Below are 21256 nucleotides of genomic sequence, written 5' to 3' on the forward strand. Positions count from 1 at the left end.
CTTAGAGTGTTTTAACTGAACCGATCGGTAGTTCAGGTTGAGTATGTGCAATCGTATTTTTTAGAGACTGGCCAAATTCTTTCATCTCAATTTCGAATTCGTCACCCACTTGGGTTTGTATACCGTCTGCAAATGACAGCGTCGCCGTACCAAAATAATGAATATGCACATCACCTGGTTTTAAGAATTGCTGATATTTAAAATGGTGGTATTCAAGATTGGTTAGGCTATGACACATATTGTCTTCACCTGATAAAAATTCTTTTTCCCAAATCACGTCACCCTCACGGCGTAGGCGGCTGGTGCCGACCAAATGTTTTGGTAGATCGCCTGTGCGTAACTCTGGTCCATAACTGCAGAAACGTAATTTAGAGTGTGCAAGATACAAATAGTTTTGACGTTCTACTATGTGATCAGAAAATTCATTACCAATGGCAAAGCCAATTCGATAAGGTTTTGAATCTGGGCCAATCACATATAAACCGGCAATTTCAGGCTCTTCTCCGCCATCTTCTGCAAAGTTAGGTAAGGGTAGGTCTGCACCAGGACGGACCACAATAGAACCGTCCCCTTTATAGAACCATTCAGGTTGTGCGCCCACTTCACCCTCGGCGGGTTTGCCCTTTTCAATACCCAATTGAAATATACGCATGGTGTCGGTCACTGAGGCGGTATCCGTTGCGTTCTGCTGATGCATTTTGTCACGAGTAGAGGCGGAGCCTAGGTGGGTCAAACCCGTACCTGATACAAAACAATGCGCGGTATCTGGATGATCTAAAGGAGGGAGTACCTGTAGATTTTCCAGTAGCTGTGCGTAGTTATAGTTCTCAGAGGCAAATCCTAACTGTTCGATCTGTTGCTCTAAGCTCAATTTATTTTCGATCGCCATTAATGCCAAGTCTCGAACTGTTTCAACCTGGTTGACTGGTTTGACAGTATTATTTTCGACAATGCCAACCGCACGGTGACTGTCTTGAGTTTCAAATTGAATGATGTTCATAATCAATGTCCTTAGTATGCTTGTTCGCTAATATTTATTTTTTGAGTTTTCTTTTTTTCAAATTTGGCATAGACGAGATAGGTGAGGAGTAAACCAAACACCATAACCACAGAGAGGAAATACAAGCCTGCGGCCATGTGGCCTGTGTATTCCTTCAATAAGCCAATGCCATAAGGTCCCAAATAACCGCCCAAGTTACCTACAGAGTTGATCAACGCAATACCAGCTGCCGCACTGCTGCCTGTTAAGAAGCGGCCCGGTAGTGTCCAAAAAACAGCCGTTGTTGAAAACAAGCAAAAAGCGACAGTAGATAGGGCAACTAACTGCAAGACAGGAGAGGTGAGCCAAGCACTTAAGAACATGGCAAAAGCACCTACCGCATAAAGAAAACCAAGATGCCCATAACGATCATTTAAACGGTCACTACTGCGCGGAATAATTAAAAGTCCGACGACACCAAAAAGATAAGGAATACTCGATAAAAAGCCAACTCGTAAATCGCTGCCACCACCAAACTGCTTGATAATAGTGGGTAGCCATAAATTTAAGCCATAAATACTCAAGGTAACAGGCAGGTAATACAGTGCAAGAAGTAATACACGTTTGTCTTTTAACGCATGTAAAGGATTGGCATGCCTTGTTTGCTCATACTCAGATTCATCTTTAACCAATTCACTTTGCAGCCAGTTTTTTTGCTCTGCGGTTAACCAGTTGGCGGTTTTGATATCATCTGGCAAATACAAATAAGTCGGTAGAGCCAAGAGAACAGCAGGTAAGCCGACGGCTATAAACAACCACTGCCAGCCATGCATGTTTGCCATCCCATCCATACCTAGTAAAGCACCAGATAACGGGCCTGCAATTACCATTGCAATAGGCTGCGATAGAACGAACATCCCCATGATTTTTCCGCGGTGACGGACTGGGAACCATTGGGTAATCAGATATAAGACACCAGGAAAAAAACCTGCCTCAGCAACACCGAGCAAGAACCTAAGTGCGTAAAAGCTCTTAGGGCCTTGTATGAGCGCCATCGCCATGGTAATCAAACCCCATGTCAATAAAATGCGAGTGAACCACTTACGCGCCCCAAACTTGGCTAAAAGTAAGTTACTTGGCACTTCAAACATGAAGTAACCAATAAAGAATAAGCCTGCGCCAAATCCATAAGCAGCGTCACCTATACCAACATCAGCGCCCATATGTAGATGGGCAAAGCCGACTGCACCGCGATCAATATAAGCGACCACATAAAGCAAAATCAATGCAGGGATTAATTTGTAGGTCACTTTTCGTATAACGTTCTTTTCGAAATCCATATCCGACTCCACGTTCCATGTGGTAATTCTCAAGCACCACGCCAAAGAGAAATTATCTGTAATTAAATGCGTTATCAGTAGATAACTGGAATAATGTATAAAAGCTTTAACTAAAATATAGTAATACTATTTAAATATCAACCCTTTTAAAAAGATAGATTTTAGTGTATTTTGATTATTATTGTTTAAATAGTAATACTATATAAGGATATAGACATGTCAAAAAAGAAGCCACTACGTTCAACAGCTTGGTTTGGAACAGCTGATAAAAATGGATTTATGTACCGTAGTTGGATGAAGAATCAAGGCATTCCAGATCATGAGTTTGATGGCAGACCCATTATTGGTATTTGTAATACTTGGTCAGAACTGACACCTTGTAATGCACATTTTCGCAAAATTGCTGAGCATGTGAAAAAAGGAATTTTAGAAGCGGGTGGTTATCCTGTTGAATTCCCTGTTTTCTCCAACGGGGAATCCAACCTACGTCCAACGGCGATGCTGACGCGTAATTTGGCAAGTATGGATGTAGAAGAAGCGATTCGCGGTAACCCTATGGATGGTGTCGTGCTGTTAACAGGCTGTGATAAAACCACACCCGCCTTATTAATGGGCGCAGCCAGTTGTGATGTTCCTGCAATTGTCGTCACAGGTGGGCCCATGCTAAACGGCAAACATAAAGGAAAAGATATTGGCGCTGGCACCATCGTCTGGCAAATGCACGAAGAGCTAAAAGCTGGCAAAATTGATCTCAATGAATTTTTATCTGCAGAATCGGGCATGTCGCGCTCAGCGGGTACGTGTAATACGATGGGTACGGCCTCTACAATGGCTTGTATGGCTGAAGCACTAGGTACTTCTTTACCGCACAATGCCGCTATTCCAGCAGTGGATTCGCGGCGTTATGTTTTGGCGCACTTATCAGGTATGCGTATTGTCGATATGGTCAAAGAAGATCTGACGTTATCCAAAATTTTAACCAAAGAAGCGTTTGAAAATGCGATTAAAGTCAATGCCGCAATTGGCGGTTCAACCAATGCTGTCATTCATTTAAAAGCCATTGCTGGGCGTATTGGTGTTGATTTAGAGCTAGAGGATTGGAATCGTGTTGGTCGCGGTATGCCTACCATTGTTGATTTGCAGCCATCAGGTCGATTTTTGATGGAAGAATTTTATTATAGCGGTGGCTTACCTGCGGTACTGCGCCGTATGGGTGAGCACAATCTGCTACCACATCCGCAAGCACTGACTGTGAATGGACAAAGCATTTGGGAGAATTGCAAAAGCTCGCCTATCTATAATGATGAAGTCATCCGTCAAGTGGACAATCCCCTGAGTAAAGATGGCGGTATGTGTATCTTACATGGCAACCTAGCACCGAAAGGAGCTGTGCTCAAACCGTCCGCCGCGTCAGCAGAATTGATGAAACATCGTGGTCGTGCCGTGGTGTTTGAAGACCTTGATGACTATAAAGCACGTATTGTAGATCCAAATTTGGATGTCGATGAAACTTGCATTTTGGTACTAAAAAATGCAGGACCTAAAGGGTATCCGGGTATGGCTGAAGTCGGTAATATGGGATTGCCGCCCAAATTGTTAGAAAAAGGGATCACAGATATGCTGAGAATTTCTGATGCTCGCATGAGTGGTACGGCGTATGGAAGCGTGGTATTACACGTGGCACCAGAAGCCCGCGCAGGGGGGCCATTGGCTGCGGTACAAAACGGTGATTTTATTGAACTTGATGCATATGCAGGCAAATTGCACTTAGATGTTAGCGATGAAGAGCTACAGCAACGCTTAGCTAGTTTACCAGAGCCACCTAAACCTAACTTTATTGGTGGGTATCGTGAACTCTATGTCAAGCATGTACTGCAAGCTGATGAAGGCTGCGATTTCGATTTTCTTGTCGGCTGTCGCGGTTCTGAGGTTCCTCGTCATTCACACTAATTTACTCAAATATTCGCACTGGTTTATGCAAAATACAAGACCTTGTTAATTGATAAGGTCTTGTATAACATACTAGTGTCAAATATGAGTAACGATAAGATATGAGCACTGCCGACTACAAGAACCCTGTCCCAAGCAAAAGCCAACATGCATTAATGGTTCAACAATTAGGTCTAAAAATTATTTCTGGCGAATTTCCTGAAAATGAAAAATTACCTTCCTCAGCTGAGTTGTGTGAGGAGTTTCAGGTCAGTCGTCCTGTCTCTCGTGAAGCTATACGGGTACTGAACTCTAAGGGCCTGACGTACTCACGTCCAAAAGTCGGTACGGTCGTACGGCCAAAGGATGAATGGCACTTACTCGATCCAGATGTGCTTTTTTGGTTGATTCAGTCCACACCAGAAAATGATTTTTTTAAAACCCTGTCGACCGTTCGACGTGTTTTAGAGCCTGAAATGGCCTATATCGCTGCTAGTACCGCAACCGATGACGATATTGCACAGATCAAAAAAGCGTACGATGGCATGGAGAAGGCTACGAGTGCGGAAGAATTTATGCAACCTGACATAGATTTCCATCTTGCCATTGCAAAGGCCACGCATAATGACCTACTTGCTTATATGTCGAGAATGCTGGTATTACCTCTACAGCAATCTATTCAGTTGACCAGCCTAAGACCTAACTTACAAACGCATTCATTACCAAGACACAAAGCTATCTTAACGGCAATCGAGAGTAAAGATCCTCTATCAGCAAGACTTGCTTCTTTAGTGCAATTGGATGATACCAACGTGGCCTATACCTTAATCGAAAAGTAATCTTCAGTATTCACTGAGCGATAAGATACCTATCAAGTAAAATCCATCTACATACTTTTATTTCTGTATAGGTATACAGCCTTCTGTTCTCATCATTGAGTATCTATAATAGTAATATAACCAACTTTCTGCTTGCTATTTGAAATCCTTCGTTCGCTATATAACCTTCCTGAACTGATTTCAAAACAATGACACCTCAGACCCTGCTATCATTACACCACTATAACAACCAGAAATTTTCCAGCGCGTTAAGGAATAACCAATGCCTGCCAGTACCACTAATAATATTAGCAAAATCAACCAAGACGACATCAATAAAGCCGTATGGAATGCCTGTGACACGTTTCGCGGGGTCATCAGCGCCGATACGTATAAAGACTTTATCTTAACCATGCTGTTCCTAAAGTACCTATCTGATGTCTATCGCGATGAGTACAACAAGCTGGTCGAGCAGTTTGGCGGCTCTGGTAACGAGAACCCTGAGCTGATCCATGCCATGATGTCCAAGCAGCGTTTTGTACTGCCTGAGGGTGCAAGCTTTTGGGACTTGTATGAGCAGCGCCATCAGCCAGGCAACGGTCAACGTATTGACGAAGCGCTACATGCGATTGAAGAAGCCAACGGCACCAAGCTCAAAAACGTTTTCCAAGACATCAGCTTTAACACGGATAAACTCGGTCAAGAAAAGCAAAAGAACGAGCTACTACGCCATCTATTAGAAGACTTTGGCAAAGAGATCCTCAACCTAAGCGTTGAGCGAGTCGGTAGCCTTGATGTTATTGGTAATGCCTACGAGTTCTTAATCAAGCACTTTGCCGCCAGTAGCGGCGCGACGGCTGGCGAATTCTATACGCCACCCGAAGTATCTAATTTATTAGCCACTATCCTTGAGCCTGTCGAAGGCGATGAAATCTGTGATCCTGCTTGTGGTTCAGGGTCGCTACTCATTAAGTGCGGGGCGATGGTACGCAAAAACTCAAATTCTAAGAAGTACGCGTTATACGGTCAAGAAGCCATTGGCTCGACATGGGCACTGGCCAAGATGAATATGTTCCTACACGGTGAGGACAACCACCGAATCGAGTGGGGCGATACCATCCGTAATCCGCTGCTACTGGGCAGTGACGGTCACTTACTCCAGTTCGATGTGGTCACCGCCAACCCGCCGTTTTCACTGGATAAATGGGGTCATGAAGATGCCAACAGCGATCCCTATGGTCGCTTTCATCGCGGTGTACCGCCCAAGACCAAGGGTGACTATGCTTTTATCAGTCATATGATTGAAACGCTTAAAGCGAGCACTGGTCGTATGGGTGTGGTCGTACCGCATGGCGTGCTGTTCCGTGCGTCGTCTGAGGGCAAAATCCGTCAACAACTTATTGAAGAAAACCTACTTGATACGGTGATTGGCTTGCCAGAAAAACTGTTCTTTGGGACGGGTATTCCAGCTGCTATTTTGTTGTTTAAAAAGAATAAAACCGATGACACGGTGTTATTCATCGATGCCAGCAATGAGTTCAAATCAGGTAAAAACCAAAACCAGCTCACTGAGGACAATATTGCCAAAGTCATTGAGACCTATAAAGCGCGGGAAAGCGTTGATAAATACGCCTACCTTGCAACCTTCGATGAAATTAAAGAAAACAACTTTAATCTAAATATCCCACGCTATGTCGATACCTTTGAAGAGGAGGCGGAGATTGATTTGGAGGCGGTTCGTGCTGAGCGTTTGGCGCTTAAAGCCGAATTAAACCTGTTAGAGGATGAGATGGCAGGATATTTGAAGGAGTTGGGTTATGGTGCCTAATGGTTGGGCTTTACTTACCGTTGGAGATATTTTTGATGTACAGCTGGGTAAGATGCTTAATAAAGAAGCTAAAAAGAAGCAGCCTCAACTTCGCTATTTAGGAAATTCAAATGTTAGGTGGGGAGAGTTTGAACTAACTGAATTGAATTCGATGTATTTCAGCGAAAGAGAAATCAATAAATATAAACTAGAATTCAATGATATTTTAGTTTGTGAAGGCGGAGAAGTAGGACGATGCGCTATTTGGGAACAGCATAATTCGCAAATTCTTTACCAAAAAGCTCTTCATCGATTGAGAGTAAAAGGTGAGGTTGTTCCGAAATATTTTCAAAACTATATGCAAAGTATTGCAGGTACTAAATTATTAGAAGACTATACCTCCAGAACTAGTATTGCTCATTTGACTAGAGAAAAATTACTATCACTTCCTATTAAGCTTCCACCTCTCTCAGAACAACAAAAAATCGCCAAAATCCTATCCACTTGGGATAAAGCGATTAGCACCACCGAACGTTTGATTGAGAATAGTATCCAGCAGAAAAAAGCGTTGATGCAGCAATTATTGACAGGTAAAAATCGGTTGCTTGATGATGAGGGTAAGCGGTTTGAGGGTGAGTGGGAAGAGGTTAAGTTGGGTGAAATTAGTCATATCACTACTGGAAACTCAAACAGAGAAGATTCTTCGTTGACAGGTAAATATGCTTTTTTTGACCGTTCTATTGATGTAAGAACTAGCGGAATATTTTTGTTTGATGCTGAAGCAGTAATCGTAGGAGGGGAAGGGCAAGATTTTGTGCCAAAGTATTTTGAAGGTAAGTTTGATCTTCATCAACGTACCTATGCAATTATGGATTTTAAAAATGCTTATGGTAAATTTCTCTTTTATTATATTGGTTATTATCGCTACTATTTCTTATCTCAAGCGGTTGGTAGTACTGTTAAGTCTTTGAGATTGCCAATGTTCCAGAAAATGCCAATAAAGTTGCCCTCAGTTAAAGAACAACAAAAAATCGCCACCGTCTTAACCAACGCCGATAAAGAAATCGAATTGCTTGAGCAGCAATTGGCTGATTTACAGCAAGAGAAAAAGGCGTTGATGCAGGTGTTGTTGACGGGTAAGAAGCGGGTGGTGGTTGATGGAGAGGTCGCTTGATTTTACTACAGCCTACAACACTGGCCTTTGTATATAGCGAATGTAAACCATGACATTATTCCGTCTAATATCTTTAAGCATTTTATTATTAGTATCCGCTGGCACTACTTTAGTACATGCCTTAGCTAGCGAGTACGAGGATGCCGAGCAGGATGATCTAACATTTAAAGTCTCCTATTCTTATTATGAGCTGCCCTTAACTGACCAAGACTTCAGCGGTTATCAGGACTCATTTGATCTTGACCAATTCGATATCTTGATGCCGCCTATCACTGATCCTGATATATTAGAGCAGCTTGCACAGCTACATTTAGGCGCATCTGACAGTGGGTTTTTTCAACTGCAAGAAGACTCGGATTATCAAGCGTTTTTATCCTATGGCCTATACGAAGATGAAGGCGAAGCATATGTCACCAAAGGTAATCCTTATGGCGCTTACGTGGATCAAGAAAATATATTGGTCTTGATCAAGGATAAAAACGTGTTAATTGTCAGGCTATACGATGGCTTTACTATTGATAAAGATTTCAACGTGACTTATGACTAGCTAATAATCTATGACTAGTTAATAACTTACGAGCTTGTAATGAAGTTGAGTCGCTTTAGCAGCAATTGGCGGTTTTTGTTTAACCCTTTTTTGAACTAAATATAAACATGACAAGCTTTCACTAATTATGAAGGCTAACTACCATAAGGAATTGCGATGACCAAATTAAATGACACCTCTCATTTTGATAGGTTCGAAGCGTTAATAAATAAGTTTAGAGCGCTAGATTCAGCCGAAAAAGAAATGAATTTTTTTGATGTTGGCGTTCGCGGTCACTTCGAAAACCCAACGACCGAGCTCCTTAGCTTCTTTTTAGATCCAGCTAAACCGCATGATTTGGGCGATAGCTTTTTTAAAGGCCTAGAGGCAGCCATTGCCAAGGATAAAGTGCTACTCGATCTAGGCGAACTTGAAAGCGTCGAAACGGAAGTGGTGACCCAAAACGGCAAGCGGATTGATTTGGTTGTCGAGACTGAGAACGCCTTAATCCTGATTGAGTGTAAGATTTATCATCATCAAAATAATCCTTTTGATGAGTACACCGCCTTTGGTAATAGTCGCATTTCTAAACCTAATCAAGACTCAGTACCTAAAAAGCTGATCAAACTGGTGCTTTGCCTGAGTGGCAAGATCAGCCCCGATCTTACCGTCAAAGACTGGCAGGGCTTGTCATATAACGATCTTGTTCAACATATCGAGCAAAATTTATCGATCACTATATTAAACAATCCTTATAACAAGTGGGCATTGTTCGCAAGAGAGTTCTTATTACATTTAAAAGGCTTAAATACAATGACTAAAATTAATGAAAATGAAATCAACTTTTTGACTGAAAACTTGGACGGGTTTGCGCAGTTAAGCGATTATATTTATAACGATTTAATGCCAAAAATCGGTGAGCAAATTAAACTAAAATTAAACGCTAGCGACTTAAAAGACTTTAACTGTAAGGTAAAACATAGCAAATGGTATTATTACGAGCCTGTAATTAGGTTTTCTAATCTGAACTGGTCAACAGGTTCCGATATTGTGCTTTGGCTCAAGGCAAACGATAGCGAAGTTGCATATAAGATAAACCTGCATATCGGTAAGCAGTCTGATGAGCTGACCGAGCAATTCAAAGCTTCAATTGGAGATTTATGGATGGATCTGCAACCTGAAGCTTGGCATGAGGTAAACGGTTATTGGGGTATATCTTGGTCATTTAAAACTTTTGATTTAGAAGCTGTATCTGAGCAAATGGTTGAGCTGATGCGTCATCTAAATGATTTAGAGTTAAACTATCGTACAGGATTGGTTGAAAATATTGATGGTGAATGAAAGAATGATGCTGAGATGAACATAAAGGAAGAGTGATAGGCATAGTAAGATTAAAATGCGCTGCCTAAGTGAATATCTATTATTTAACATAACTGCCCACGTTACGCTCTTTGAATAATGCGTAACTGTGGCGGTTTTTTGTTGCCTCTTTTATAGCAGTATCAGCTACAATAAATAAAACCAAACAAACGCTATGTCTAAAGTGGGCAGATATGACCAATCCTAGTATCAATTTTCAAGAAGAATTCAGCTCAAAAATCCCCGCCTTAACCTTGCTCACCACGCTAGGCTACGAGTTTATCCCGCCTAGCGAGTGTGGCGTGATGCGCAGTAAAACGGCATCGAATAAAGCCACCAACCAAGTGGTGTTATTACCCATTATGCGTGCGTTTTTGGCGCAGCAAACCTTTACTTTTGAAGGCACAGCGCATCATTTATCAGATAGCGCCATTGATAAGATCATGCATGAGCTAAACCCAGCTATGAACTTAGGCTTGCAGCTCGCCAATGAAAAGCTCTATAACGCCATGCTGTACGGCGTAACGGTGACCGAGTTTATCGACGGTAAAAAAACCGCGCAAACCATCAGTTTGATCGATTGGAATAATATCGATAATAATAGCTTTCACGTGACCGAAGAGTTTGTCGTACAAAATAGTGAAGGTACGAACAGTCGTAAACCTGATATCGTCTGTTTTGTAAATGGTCTACCGCTGGCAGTGATTGAAGCCAAACGTCCTGATTCCAGTAGAGAAGGGCAGTCGACCAATGCGCAAGCGGTGTCCCAGCATATTCGCAATCAAAAGCCAAAAGAAATCCCGCATCTGTTTGCCTACAGCCAGTTATTGCTCGCGGTCAATGGTAATGACGGTTTATACGGGACTTGCAAAACGCCTGAGAAGTTTTGGGCAAAATGGGTCGAAGAAGACATACAAGAGGCTGAGTTTAATCGTCTAAAGAACCAAAGGCTCAGTGATGAGCAGCTTAGTCGTCTATTTGATCATCGTCCTGCCTCTGCTAAAAAAGAATACTTATCGCTGATTAATGCTGGTGATTTAGTGATCACCGATCAAGACCGCTTAATCATTAGCTTATTGCAACCTGAGCGTTTGCTTGAGATGACGCGCATGTTTACCTTGTTTGATAAAAAGGCGGGGAAAATTGTTGCCCGTTATCAGCAAGTGTTTGGTATCAAAGCCTTGATTGAACGTATCAGTACCTTTGATGAAAGGGGTAGTCGTGAGGGCGGTGTGATTTGGCATACCACAGGTAGTGGTAAATCCTTTACGATGGTGTTTTTCTCTAAAGCACTTATTTGGTTAGAGGAGCTCGCTAAGTGTCGCATTATTGTCGTCACGGATCGTGTTGATCTTGAAACCCAGTTGAGCAATACCTTTAAGTCGGGTGGTGTCATTACCAGTAAGCGCGATAGTCAGGATGCCATGGCAACCTCTGGTCGCCGTTTAGCGCAGCAAATCGGTCATGGTAATGAGCGCGTTATTTTCTCGATTATTAATAAGTTTGGCTCAGCAGTTAAGTATGATGAATGCTATAACGACAGCCCAAACATCATCGTCATGGTCGATGAAGGTCACCGTAGCCAAAGTGGTGAAAACAATATTCGCATGACGCAAGCCCTGCCAAACGCTGCTTTTATTGCCTTTACAGGTACGCCATTGCTAAAGGATGATAAGACTGAGAATAAATTTGGTAGCATCATTCACTCCTACACCATGCAGCAAGCGGTTAAAGACAAAACCGTCACGCCATTACTATATGAAGAGCGTATCCCTGAGCTTAATACCAATGATCAAGCCATAGATAGCTGGTTTGACCGTATTACCCAAAAGCTCACTGATGATCAAAAGAGTGACCTCAAACGTAAGTTCTCCCAAAAAGGTCAAATCTATCAGGTTGAGGGACGTATCGAGCTGATCGCTCATGATATATCTGATCACTTCCAAAACTTTAAACAGCAGCATCTAAAAGGTCAGTTGGCTTGTGACTCTAAAGCCTCGGCTATCCGCTATAAAATGGCATTGGATAAGATTGGTAAAGTGACCTCAGTGGTTGCCATGTCACCACCTGATACTCGTGAAGGGCATGACACTGTCGATGGCGAATCAAAAGACATCGTACAAAGATGGTGGCAAGATAATGTCGCCGCAGACTTCGGCGGTGATGAAAAAGCGTATACCAAAGCCATCATAGAAGCCTTTAGTCAGGACGATGGTCCTGACATTATGATCGTCGTTGATAAGCTATTAACGGGCTTTGATGAGCCAAAGAACACCGTTTTATATATTGATAAGCCTTTAAAGCAGCATAACCTCATTCAAGCCATTGCACGGGTGAACCGCTTGCATGAGAAGAAACGTTTTGGTTATCTGATTGATTATCGTGGCATCCTAAAAGAGCTGGATATCACCATTGAGAAATATCAAGACTTAGCGGAACGTACGCAAGGTGGCTTTGATATCGAAGACCTCAAAGGTCTGTATAACGCCATGGATACTGAGTACAAGCAGCTGCCAAGACTACATAGCGAGCTGTGGGCTATCTTTTCATCGGTAAAAAACAAACAGGATGGGCAAGCGCTAAGGCAAGTGCTAGCACCTAAGATGCAGGATATCGATGGCAGAGTAGTCGATACCAAGCTTAAAGAACGTGATGACTTTTATGCTGCTTTGACCGATTTTTCTAACGCCATGAAGATTGCGCTGCAATCAGCATCTTTCTTTGCAGATAAATCATTTGATAGCAAGCGTGATCGCTACAAAGCCGATCTAAAAGCCTTTATCAATCTACGTAAGCAAGTCCGTGAAGATGCTGATGAAACCATCGACTATGATGAGTATGAAGCGGATATTCGTAGCTTACTTGATAAGCACATTGCAGGGCTTGAGGTTAAAGAGGCGAAAGGGGCTTACTTGGTCGGCAATTTAGGCAAGGATGTTAAGCCCGAAGCGCTCAGTGATGATGAAGCACGCAACCAAACCGATAAAATTACAGGTCGTGTGACTAAGATGATTGAGCAAGATTTGGCTGATGATCCGTATGCGCAAGAGTACTTCTCTAAGCTCCTAAAAAAAGCCATTGAAGAAGCTAAAGCGATGTTCGATGCACCCGTGAAGCAGTACATGATGTTTGCTGACTTTGAGCAGGCCGTCAAAGACCGCGATGTTGCTGATGGACCGAATGAATTTATCGATGACAATGGCAAATTAAATAAACATGCTCAGGCTTATTTTGGTTTGTTTAAGCATTTATTTGACGCTGATTTCTTAGCGGATAAAGAGCTAGATAATGACAAGCTGGTCGCTTACGCCTTTGAGATTGATGAAGTAGTCAAAACGAATGTGGCGGAATATTCCATCAATGCCAGTGAAATTGAAAATGCGATTAATAGACGATTATTGCCAATGCTGTTTGCTGACTTGGGTATTGATAAAGCGCAACAGCTCATTGAAGAGGTGCTAAAGATTACCCGACTTGGGCTGTCGAGAGAGACAAGTAGCCCACGAGCAGCAAGAGGGTATTAGGCAATGACTGAGACAGGCAACTTTTATTATGGTGAAGATAAGATCCATTATGAAGTCGTGCGTAAAGACACAAAAAATAAGTCTAGAAGCGATACGCTTATTAACGAAAAGAGCAAACCTCGCAAAGTGGTCATCAAGGTACATCCTGATCAGCGTGTAGTCGCCACAGCGCCTGTTGATGCCAGTGACGAGATAATACATGACGCCATGATGAAGCGTGCTCGCTGGATATGGCAAAGCCTACAAGAATTTGCAAAGCAACAAGATCACGTATTGCCTAAACGTTATATCAGTGGTGAGACCCAGTTTTATCTGGGTCGTCGTTATGTGTTAAAAGTGATAACCGATGCAAAAACTAACGATGTGATAAACAGTACGGTGAAGCTCAGTCGCGGTAAGTTACATGTAGAATTGTCTCAAAATGATTCTGAATTAGACGCTGAAAAACGAGCGATTCTCGTGAAAAGCTTGATTGATAAATGGTATAAAGATAAATTTACGTCGGTCTCTAGAGAGAGGCTTGAGGCCTTGATACATAAGGCCTCATGGGTAAAAAATAATCCTTCATTGAAGTTAATAGTAATGAAAAAACAATGGGGAAGCTGCTCAAATAAAGGTAATTTAATCCTCAATCCGCACTTAGTCAAAGCACCAAAAGAATGCATTGATTATGTGATATTGCATGAGCTGTGTCATATCGCTGAGCACAATCATAGTGAGCATTTTTGGCGCTTATTAACTCAAGTCATGCCGCATTGGAAAGAGGTGAAAGCTAGGCTCGACGGGATGGCTGAGCTTTACTTGAATGAGTAAAATTTGGAGCTAGGTAGTTTAAGATGGTTCTTTGGAAAAGTATCAGCCTCCGATATACTCGAGGCGCTTCACTTAATTACTCTATGTAATGGTTAAGTTAAAAAGGTAGTATTTACAAGAATTCGAGGTTTTCAATGCTTAAACAACATCGACAAGCACTTGTAGTTGAAGGTGGTGGAATGCGTGGCGCATTTACCAGTGGTGTCTTAGACGCATTTTTACAACAACAATTTAATCCTTTTGATCTTTGTGTGGGGGTGTCCTCAGGCTCAACGAACGTTGCTAACTATTTAGCTGCGCAACAAGGTCGCACCCTGCAGATTTACTTAGATCATTCACTTCGACCTGAATTTATCCATTATGGTCGTTTCCTTAAAGGTGGGGACTTACTGGATCTAAAGTGGATGTGGGACGTGGTGGAACAAGAGCATCCACTAAATCAGGCACAATTATTTGCCAGTCATGCTGAGTTTTACATGGTGCTAACACACGCTATTTCAGGTGAAGCTAACTATATTAAAGCCTGTAAAGACAATATTTTGGATGGATTAAGAGCATCAAGTTCTATACCAGTGCTGACTCGTCAAGCGGTCGAGATATTTGGCGAACCTTATTTCGATGGTGGTGTAGCTGATGCTTTGCCTGTGCATTGGGCCGCTCAACAAGATCGTGTTGCTAAGCTAATGGTGATCCGTACTCGTCCTCACAATTACTATAAAGCAGGTCGCAAGGGCGATCAGCTGTTGGCTAAATATTTTTCTAAGCAACGATATGGTTTTGCCCAAAGCTTATTAACACGAACCCAACGTTATAATGATGCGGTGCAATTTTTACATTCTGCATCACCACAGAAGTTTTTAGAAGTTTGCCCACCCGACTTGAAAAATATGGCGGGTCGATTATCTAAAGATAAAGCTAAAATTCGTTATAGCTATGATGTAGGACTAGAAACTGGGTACAAAGCGATTGAAGATTGGCATAAACTTTAATGATAATTCCGTAATAAATCAGAATGCTTAAAATTAGACATTAACTGTTAAATAGTGCAGCTTAATTCTATTGGATAAGTATCTTATGGTTGAGATATTTGCCGGTCAGTCGAGACCTTGCCATTACGCTTTAATAGGCCAAACACGAGCACTTTGCTACCAGCACATCGCCCTCGCTTGCCTTTACGAGTTCCACCAAAGTATGATTCGTCTACTTCGATTTCGCCCTCAAATAGACCAGGGTCTTGACTATTCTCGTAAATAAGCACTCGTAGCCTATGAAAGTAATAACTGGCTGTGGTTTTATTAACACCAATTAGGCTTGCTGCTGTTCTCGCGGTAGAACCAGCAACAAATAACTCGATGAGTCTGTTTTGTTTATACCAATTTAGTTTACTCTTTCTCATAGTGCTATCCTAAATAATCTTACTTATCTAGGACAGCCCCTAAAATTTAGTCTCAAAGCTTTTAAAAAGCTCTCAATTTATCAATAATGAACGTTAATGAACACAGTATCAGAATACTCGTCAGGCTTATAATCAGCACTTGGTACAGTCACATAAACCGCATTAGTTTGAGAAGTCCCTGTACCCTTACCGGCTACGCCGTTTCCTGTGTCGGTAACAGTAGTCCTATTACCCCATACAGTGCCGTTAGGCCCAGGTTTTGAACGTAATTGGTAGGGAACCTTATCCGTATTATTACTGTTTTTGCTAGTCATAACACCTGAACCATCCAAGTTATTATTAGATGGAGATAAGCCAATGTTATAAGGTGCGTTATTTGTGCAAGTCACACCTATAACAGTTTCACCAGCAATATTACTTTCAGTTGCGGGTTTGCTGCCTAAATCGATATCACCAACCGTTGTGCTAATTTTGCAATCTTCAATAACAGTAGTTTGAACCGTGAACGGAAATGCATTTCTTCCTGGGAGAATAGAGGATGAACAGTTTGCAAGTCCGGCAAGTGTGTCACCATCATACTTTAAGGTAGTATTGGTAAAAATGTTGGTATAATTTCCGACAGTAGCGAGAGTATTCTCTGATCCTGACAGTCTAATATTTATATCTATCTTACCTTCGATAACGTTACGTCCATCAGAAGAATTTATTCCGGCAATGGGGATTTTGGTGGTTATATATTCGTTTCCTGAGTCAAGTGGTCCCCAAAGAGAAGTGCCTTGCGGAGTCATACTAAAAGCCAGGCGGGGCTTAGTAGGGGATGTTGCTCCTTTAGATAGGTAACGCGGGCTTATAATGCCTGGATCATAAGAACCTCCATCAACGCCAAAGCACATAGAGACATAGCCACTGCTTAAACCGCTTTGAGTACACTTATAATTCAGCTGAGCTATTGTATTTACAGTATTAGCATTGCTAGGCGTGACATTATCTAGGGTGACAATACCACTAGCACCTGGCGTCGCATTTAAACCTGCTTCACATTGAAGGCCCGCAAGTTTAAACGCATTTGCGTTCTCTATCGGCAAACATAATGCACCTAACAATAGGACTGGACTGTAGTACCAACGAAAAACGCTCATTACTGCTTCACCTTTTGACAAATAATAGGGCCAATCAATGGTATATCGTCCCCTTGTTTATGATAATCAAAGCTGGCCGTACATACATCATTAGAAGGGGTAACCACCTCTAATACATTGTGCTCTTCTAATGCCTCCAAGTAGACCTCACCATCAAACCCAACGACTGCTGAAGTCGCACCTTTCTTATGAGATAGCTTTACTTCACTGCCTAACGGTATGGGCTGCTGATCACTATCTATGAGAATAACAGAAGCAGACCGCGCTGGCGTGAGGTTGAATGTCACCAACGTACCGGCACGATCAGTAGGGGTAGCTTCAACGCTCACTTCTTCAATACGCAAGTCAGCGGGTAAATCCATGGGATCAATAGACACTTTGTTTGCTTGATAAGCATTTAATGGCGTCACTAATAATAGACCGCGTTTGTTGGTAGTACCGATACGATTGTTCTGTAGGAGCACTGGCACATCAGCAATACCATCAGTGGACACCACCGCAAAGCTATTGTTGATTTGACGCGAAGGGAATAGCCCGCCTCCCATCATGACTAGCGAACCTGAACCACTAGCAAAGGTGGAGTAGTTATCGTTATTACTGCTCACGCCCGCTCGCACTTCTCCGTATGGACTAAGATAATTTAATTCAGCCAACCCGTTTGTGCTGCTATTATCGCCAGTATTATGCTGTGCTTGTGCTCGCCAGCCTATACCGCCCACACTCGGCGTAGATCGTGCGACATCAACTGCAAAGGCATTACGATTTTTAGTGTTTTGCACACTACTATTCACGTATATATCTTTATCTAGCGAAAATGAAGCCCCAAGGAAAACACTGTTATTATCAGAGTCATTAATGTCTTGATTGACATTTAAGTTTAATCTCAAGTTTCTTCCAAAAGATTTACTCCAATAAGCACTAGCAAACTTTGTAGTCTCTTCATTTTCATAACTAACCTGGTTATAACTTAATCCGAAACTACCAAGAGATTGACTGTTATAGCCGGTAGAGAATTGTTCACTACGGCGGGCAGGAGCATTGCCGTATTTCGTGGCTACGTCACGATACTCGCCATGAGTGCCTTTAGCATTGATACCAACATTGAAACGATTGTTATTCCATGAGTAGCCAGCACTATACTGCGAACCACTTGCGCCTCCATTTTTACTACCCGCCAATGATGCGGATAATACGCCACCAGCATCCCCTAGTAGCCAGGTACCGCCAATACCTGCATTACTCAGTCCATCGGTTGCTTCAGCATGAGTTTCTGCGGTAAAACGATTGTTAACCCCATACCGCCACGTACCAAAAGCGGCAATATCGTTACCGTAATCAAATGATTTAATGCCGTAGTTCTCACGCACGAAACCAAGCTCCGCTGACCAATCAGAAAGTCCGGGCTGTAGTAAACGCTGAGCATCATAAAGTGTAAAGTTAAGTGTGGTGTTTTGTCCCAACGCATCCTTTAATACTAACTGAGCATTACCTACCCCGCTAAAGCTAGGCGCTGTGTTAATCTCAAAAGGTCCAGCCGGTACATCGCCACTATATTGTTTGAGGCCGTTAATATATAGCTCTACCTCAGATGGAAGAGTTGCTGAACCAAAAAAGGAAGGCAACGGTGTGGTGGTCATATAAGGCTGAAGGTCAAAGTTACTACCAAACTGTAGCCCGCCTAATCGTGTTGATCTTGACCAAGACAGTGAGCCCGTTAGGATATCACCAGCACTGACAGTCAGCAGCTTATCAGGGAACGATTTACTCCAATTGGTATCTAAGCGTACCGTATCGTTGTCCCAACCATCGCTATCATTATGACGATTACTGGTAGTAAGGGCGGTAGAACTTAATACGCCAAGCGAATTAAAAGCACGAAGCTCTGTATAAGCACTTAGATTGGCGGTATCGCCTTCAGTTTGTGTGCCATAGAGATTGTAGTTTAAGAGTAAGCCCGGCGATGCGGTAGGCTTTGGGCGTTTGCTATTGCGGGTATTAACGACGGTAGTACCTAGATTAAGCATACTCAGTGGTGCGATAATTTCTACTGTTTGCTGACGGTCGTTATAGTCGACTTTGATATCTGATAAATCATTGAGGGCGATTTGATCTGTGGAGTTGGTTGGTAGGACAAAACCCAATTGTTTTAATACTTCAGGATTGGCCCAAAGCTGTTCTTTATGATAGGTGAAATGAGTAAGGCCCATATTAGCGCCATTGAGAGTGACATCCAAATATAGGTCAATACCTTGCGTAGTAGGCGTATTAGCGTTATTTAAACCAAGCTGAGTTAATCTAGAATCGCCACTATTTGTATCAGGAATGTCGTTTAACTCGACAGCATGGCCAAGCGAGATACATAGGTTCTGCAGTAATAATATTTTAGTGAGTGGAATCATCCAGCGTAAAGTTTTGTGTTGTCTGAGTTCCATTAATCATTACCTTGAATTTACTGCCCGGTTTTAAAGCAACAGGCGGTACTTTCAGTGTCCAATGCATAGAGGCACCCGGTAAAACATAACCTAGTAAGCCCTTATGTATATCAGTATTATTACCAAGAGAGTCTATCATGCTTAAACTGGCCAATTGAGCGTGGCCGTTCCCGCTATTACTAACACTTAACTTTATTTTTTCACCGTCAGGCTGTAAGCGATAATTCCATTGCAACTTAGGGCTAGTCTCAGTTACGCCGACAGGTTTTATAAAAACAGGTAAAGAATAGCTGAGCGCAAATTGCAAGCCAGCCTTTTTATTAGGAGAATTAAGAGGTATTTCGTTAATCACTAGGCGGTAGGTATCCTCGACGGCTCCCGCACCTTGAGGTGGGGCTTTAGCGCGAATAATACGAATAAGCTGCTGCTCACCCGGCTGAAGCTTAACCATCGGTGGGCTGGCCAATAGCCCTCTAGAGGTGGTCAGTTGATCGCCTTGTTCGTTCTGAGTCCATTGATACACGCGTACTTGTGCATTGACCAAATCAGTACCCGTATTACTAAGGGTCAGCCCACTGGCATTCTCTTTAGCTTGTAAGCTTAAAGAGATAGGGGAAACTTGCAGACCACTTGCTATCGCAAAACTAGAAGATATGAGAAGGCTCGTCATAACGCCATATTTTGCGACACGGCTTAACCATAAGTTCAACATATTGATTAGTAAGTTACTGCAACGTCGACGGTATCGCTATAGTCACCGAGTTGAATATCTGTAGTGCTCGTCAGATTTGCATAAACTGTGTGTGTGGTAGGGGCAACTGTTAAACCTTCACCGACACCCGCAACACCGTTATTTTCTGTGCCTAGCACCCCAAGATTACCCCAAACATTAGTAGCGGCTGGATCAGAATATAGTTGATAGCTAATAGTGTCAGTACCTGGCCCACTCATAGTGCCAGCACCATCATCGCTACCTGTACTAACAGGCGTTAAGTTCACAATGTAAGGTGCGTTCTTAGAACAGGTCACCGCGATATCTGTAGAAGATTGTGCTACCCCTACTTCTGCAGCAGTAGTACCAGCAGCATGACTACCAAAATCGATATCTTGAGCACCTGAAGTAGCATCAACACTACATACAGAAGTGATATTCAATTTTACATCGAACTGTCCAGTTGCTGTACCGGCGGCATTGGCAGAAGAAATAGCGGCTAAACCACCAATGGCAAACAACATAGAAGTCATTAGGGATTTTTTGAATTGCATATTAACTCTCCTGTGATTTTTAATTACTTGAAGCGTTAATGAATTGAAAAGCTAAACTAATAACTCTGTTTCATCATGCTATGCAAAAAAATCACACTTTTAAATAGTTGGTATATCTGTTGGACGGATACACTTTATCTGATATTTATCAGTAAAAATTTACTTATTTCAATTAATCGAATATAAGTTATTGATAAATAACGTATATGTATTGTTACATATTTAATGTGTTAATGCAATATTATTAATTATATGGTTGCATCTTCACTATCTTGGATGCATGGATATTGACATAGGTATTTTTTTTGAAAATTATAGGTAATTAATAATGATTTAAGCTAAGGGTTAAAGGGTTTGTATTTATTGGGGTTCCAAATTAGCTTAAACGATAAGGAGCTACGTGAAGTAGCTCCTTATCGCTGCTTAATATGCTCTTGCAGCTATCTTTTCACCCAACCACTGAGCAACTTCACTCTCTACCCATGCTACACGTCCTTTTGATAGCTTAACCTGAATTGGAAAGGTAGGGTCATATCGATTAGACCTTTTGTCTAACATATCGTAAATAGTTGTACTACTTAGTCCAGTAAAGTGGATAACCTCTTTCAGTGGTAACATCCGTGGCATTCGTATCGCACTCAAATTCTCAGTTTCAGTTTGATTGTTAACATTCAAATTTTCCATGATTTGCTCCTTATAAGTGTATGAGAGCGTTTCCCCTCATATCCTTACCGAGTCCTATAATTTTTTACTG

Annotated in this window: 16 protein-coding genes and 1 pseudogene; 9 read left to right on the top strand and 8 right to left on the bottom strand. The window is 42.1% G+C overall.

Annotation, left to right across the window (positions count from 1 at the left end; all coding sequences use genetic code 11):
* Position 1: 1 nt before the first annotated feature.
* Both araD1 and JFC07_RS04255 read right to left on the bottom strand, forming a co-directional pair.
* Positions 2–1000 carry an AraD1 family protein gene (gene araD1 / locus JFC07_RS04250; protein WP_193006515.1) on the bottom strand — a complete coding sequence of 333 codons (999 nt, stop codon included), beginning with the start codon at positions 998–1000 and terminating at the stop codon, positions 2–4.
* An 11-nt stretch (positions 1001–1011) separates the two neighbouring features.
* Entirely contained in the window at positions 1012–2319 is a 1308-nt protein-coding gene (locus JFC07_RS04255) for an MFS transporter (protein ID WP_193006516.1), read from the bottom strand.
* 216 nt (positions 2320–2535) lie between these two features.
* On the opposite strand from JFC07_RS04255, the gene JFC07_RS04260 reads away from it, so the two are divergent.
* The 9 genes from JFC07_RS04260 to JFC07_RS04300 all read left to right on the top strand — a co-directional run bounded on the left by JFC07_RS04260 (position 2536) and on the right by JFC07_RS04300 (position 15258).
* Positions 2536–4269, top strand: coding sequence for an IlvD/Edd family dehydratase (locus JFC07_RS04260; protein WP_198328241.1), 1734 nt, complete (start codon positions 2536–2538; stop codon positions 4267–4269).
* 101 nt (positions 4270–4370) lie between these two features.
* Positions 4371–5087: a FadR/GntR family transcriptional regulator gene (locus JFC07_RS04265; RefSeq protein ID WP_198328243.1), complete on the top strand. Its 717-nt coding sequence runs from the start codon at positions 4371–4373 to the stop codon at positions 5085–5087.
* A 262-nt stretch (positions 5088–5349) separates the two neighbouring features.
* Positions 5350–6894, top strand: a complete 1545-nt coding sequence (locus tag JFC07_RS04270) for a type I restriction-modification system subunit M (RefSeq protein WP_198328245.1) — start codon at positions 5350–5352, stop codon at positions 6892–6894.
* Positions 6884–8047 (top strand): restriction endonuclease subunit S, encoded by a 1164-nt coding sequence (locus tag JFC07_RS04275; RefSeq protein WP_198328247.1) that lies wholly within the window; start codon positions 6884–6886, stop codon positions 8045–8047. Before JFC07_RS04270 ends, JFC07_RS04275 begins: the two co-directional genes overlap by 11 nt.
* A gap of 49 nt (positions 8048–8096) precedes the next feature.
* Positions 8097–8594, top strand: a complete 498-nt coding sequence (locus JFC07_RS04280) for a hypothetical protein (RefSeq protein ID WP_198328249.1) — start codon at positions 8097–8099, stop codon at positions 8592–8594.
* A gap of 156 nt (positions 8595–8750) precedes the next feature.
* Complete coding sequence (locus JFC07_RS04285; RefSeq protein ID WP_198328251.1) at positions 8751–9914, top strand: PD-(D/E)XK nuclease family protein; 1164 nt, start codon at positions 8751–8753, stop codon at positions 9912–9914.
* A 212-nt stretch (positions 9915–10126) separates the two neighbouring features.
* Positions 10127–13456, top strand: a complete 3330-nt coding sequence (locus JFC07_RS04290) for a type I restriction endonuclease subunit R (protein ID WP_198328253.1) — start codon at positions 10127–10129, stop codon at positions 13454–13456.
* Positions 13457–13459: 3 nt separating this feature from the next.
* The gene (locus JFC07_RS04295) at positions 13460–14269 is read left to right on the top strand and encodes a M48 family metallopeptidase (protein WP_198328255.1); all 810 of its coding nucleotides are present in this window, start codon (positions 13460–13462) and stop codon (positions 14267–14269) included.
* 134 nt (positions 14270–14403) lie between these two features.
* A complete protein-coding gene (locus tag JFC07_RS04300; RefSeq protein ID WP_198328257.1) occupies positions 14404–15258 on the top strand; it encodes a patatin-like phospholipase family protein in 855 nt (284 codons plus the stop codon).
* Positions 15259–15365: 107 nt separating this feature from the next.
* On the opposite strand, the pseudogene JFC07_RS04305 reads toward JFC07_RS04300, so the two are convergent.
* From JFC07_RS04305 to JFC07_RS04330, 6 genes and pseudogenes are all read right to left on the bottom strand, one after another.
* A pseudogene (locus JFC07_RS04305) lies at positions 15366–15665 on the bottom strand (IS1595 family transposase); the annotation flags it as partial.
* 80 nt (positions 15666–15745) lie between these two features.
* Positions 15746–16804, bottom strand: coding sequence for a Csu type fimbrial protein (locus JFC07_RS04310; RefSeq protein WP_198328264.1), 1059 nt, complete (start codon positions 16802–16804; stop codon positions 15746–15748).
* Positions 16804–19236 (bottom strand): fimbria/pilus outer membrane usher protein, encoded by a 2433-nt coding sequence (locus JFC07_RS04315; protein ID WP_198328266.1) that lies wholly within the window; start codon positions 19234–19236, stop codon positions 16804–16806. Before JFC07_RS04315 ends, JFC07_RS04310 begins: the two co-directional genes overlap by 1 nt.
* Entirely contained in the window at positions 19187–19906 is a 720-nt protein-coding gene (locus JFC07_RS04320; RefSeq protein ID WP_227678255.1) for a fimbrial biogenesis chaperone, read from the bottom strand. Before JFC07_RS04320 ends, JFC07_RS04315 begins: the two co-directional genes overlap by 50 nt.
* Positions 19907–19953: 47 nt before the next feature.
* Entirely contained in the window at positions 19954–20502 is a 549-nt protein-coding gene (locus tag JFC07_RS04325; protein ID WP_198328270.1) for a Csu type fimbrial protein, read from the bottom strand.
* 423 nt (positions 20503–20925) lie between these two features.
* Positions 20926–21186: a helix-turn-helix transcriptional regulator gene (locus tag JFC07_RS04330; protein WP_198328272.1), complete on the bottom strand. Its 261-nt coding sequence runs from the start codon at positions 21184–21186 to the stop codon at positions 20926–20928.
* Positions 21187–21256: the final 70 nt, after the last annotated feature.

The sequence above is a fragment of the Psychrobacter faecalis genome (genome assembly GCF_016107575.1).
GTDB classification, from domain to species: Bacteria; Pseudomonadota; Gammaproteobacteria; order Pseudomonadales; family Moraxellaceae; genus Psychrobacter; species Psychrobacter faecalis.